Annotated in this window: 1 protein-coding gene; it reads right to left on the bottom strand. The window is 73.1% G+C overall.

Annotation, left to right across the window (positions count from 1 at the left end):
• Positions 1 to 117 precede the first annotated feature (117 nt).
• Complete coding sequence (locus ND748_RS30650) at positions 118 to 1215, bottom strand: C40 family peptidase (RefSeq protein WP_251749776.1); 1098 nt, start codon at positions 1213 to 1215, stop codon at positions 118 to 120.
• Positions 1216 to 2079: the final 864 nt, after the last annotated feature.

The following is a 2079-nucleotide window of genomic DNA, read 5'->3' as shown; positions in this document are numbered from 1 at the left end:
GGTCGGCAGTCCGGACAGGGCTGACGCTAGCGGATGGCCGGCGCCGCCGGGCCGTCGGACCCGGCGGCCGTCGGAGCAGGCGGCGGCCACCGGCACGGTCAGCGGCTACCGGCGCGGTCAGTGGATGCGGCCGACCTTGTAGGTGGAGCTGTAGATGGGACGCAGGGAGACGACGCCGCCGGTCTGCGGCGCGGCCCACATGTAGCCGTTCCCGGCGTAGATGCCGACGTGGTAGATGTTGCCCGGGGTGCCGTAGAAGATCAGGTCACCGGGCTGCTTGCCGGACTGCGGCACCTTGGTCGAGACGTTGTACTGCCCCTGCGCGGTGCGCGGCAGGGACCGGCCGAGCTGCTTGAACACGTACTGGACCAGACCCGAGCAGTCGAAGGAGTAGGGCCCCTCGGCGCCCCACACGTACGGCTTGCCCTTGTTCAGCGAGGCCAGGTAGACGGCCTTCTCACCGATCGAGCTGCCCGGGATGACCGTGGGGATGGCCTGGTCGATGACCGACCCGCCGCCGGAGCCGAAGCCGGAGCGGCCGAGGCCGGCCGCGCCGCGCGACGGGCTGCTGATCGTCACGGTGGCGGCACCGGCGAGCGAGGGCCGCAGCGCGTTCGACCCGTCGAAGACGGCGGTGATGGTCGTGGTGGACAGCAACCGGGCGGTGATCTGCGCGGTCCCGTTGGCGTCGGTGTGCAGGCGCGTCGAGGTCTGCCACTGCGGCCCGTTCACGACCACGATGCGGACGTCCTGACCCGACAGGGGGGCGCCGCTGTCGGCCTCGGTGGCCCGCACCGTCAGCACGACGGGAGTGTTCGGCGCGACGGCCGACTTGTCCGCGGTGATGGAGACGTTGGTGAAGACCGGGTCGTGGCCGGCGATCGCGGTGGCCAGCGGCGCGAGAGTGCGCGCCCCGGTCAGGTCGCCGACGGCCCCGTGCCCACCGATCACGGCGGCCTCGTGGATCGGTGATCCCGCGTCCAGGGAGGCCGCGCCGTCGGTCCCGGCGGGCACCGTCGCGGCGAAGGCGGCCGTCGACGCGGCGAGCGTCCCGGTCGTGAACGCGGCGATGGTGGCGGCCCGCCGAGGCGGGGGGGTGGTACGGCGGCGGACCGCGCCGGAGCCTGAGGGGGTGCGGGGCGCCGGCGGCCGCTGGCGGCTGCGGACGAACTGTTCCCAGTCCTCCGGTAGCCAGGCCATACCACGACGGGGCAAGGTGTGTCCTTCCCGTGCGCCTACGAGGTGAGCTGCCGGGAGTCGGGCCGGGGAGCCCGGTGCCGGCCGCGCGGACCTATCGGCTCCACCCCTGGAGACAGCGCCGCCTGCAGCAGCCGCCTCCAGGACCATGGGTCCCCCGCGCCTGCCCCGACATACTCGGAGGGGCCGCCGAACCGGGGGCAGGACTAGGCGCATCGGTTCGACGGGTATCGCTGTTCGCGTGGCACGTAACCAGCACTTCGTATTCCAGACACCTGGGAAGGGTCGGAACAGAAGTGCTGTCGAAGACCATAATGGACATACCAGCAGGGTCGGCAACCACCCCGAACCCAACGCTCGGACACGCCACCGGAAAGCGCCCACCCCTCAGCAAGATGTGTCCCCAGGCTCACTTTTCGTGACAGCGTCCGGGTGCCGCGCCCCTCGGCCCACGCCGCCGTGACAGTTGTCCGGCCGCGCCGCGACCCGCCGTATACGGCCGCCCGCCTCGGGTGACGCTGCGCAGGTGATCCAGCGAGCCACCCCGGGGCGGCCGGAATCGGGGTCCCCGCCGGTTCCGCGAACCGCGGGAAAGCGTCGTTCCGGGACCGGACGGGCAGCGCTCTGGCCCTTATCGACACCGCGCGCGCAACGATGGACGGGCGTCACCACACCCCCGCGCGGCGCTGGCGAAAAACGGAACGGTCAGCCGCCGGATCGAACCGGGGGAATTCCCTGACCCCCGCCCGGCGCCGCCGCGAGGCCGGGTGGGGGGCCGCCGGCGTCGGTCAGGGAATTCCCTGACCCGCGCCCGGGCCGCCACGAAGCCGGGCGGGGGCCGCCGGCGTCGGTCAGGGAACTGGCTGACCCGCGCCCGCACCC

Source organism: Frankia sp. AiPs1, from assembly GCF_023716945.1.
Taxonomy (GTDB): Bacteria; Actinomycetota; Actinomycetes; order Frankiales; family Frankiaceae; genus Frankia.
The sequence above is the reverse complement of the archived record's forward strand: the minus strand, read 5'-3'. Positions and strand labels throughout refer to the sequence as shown.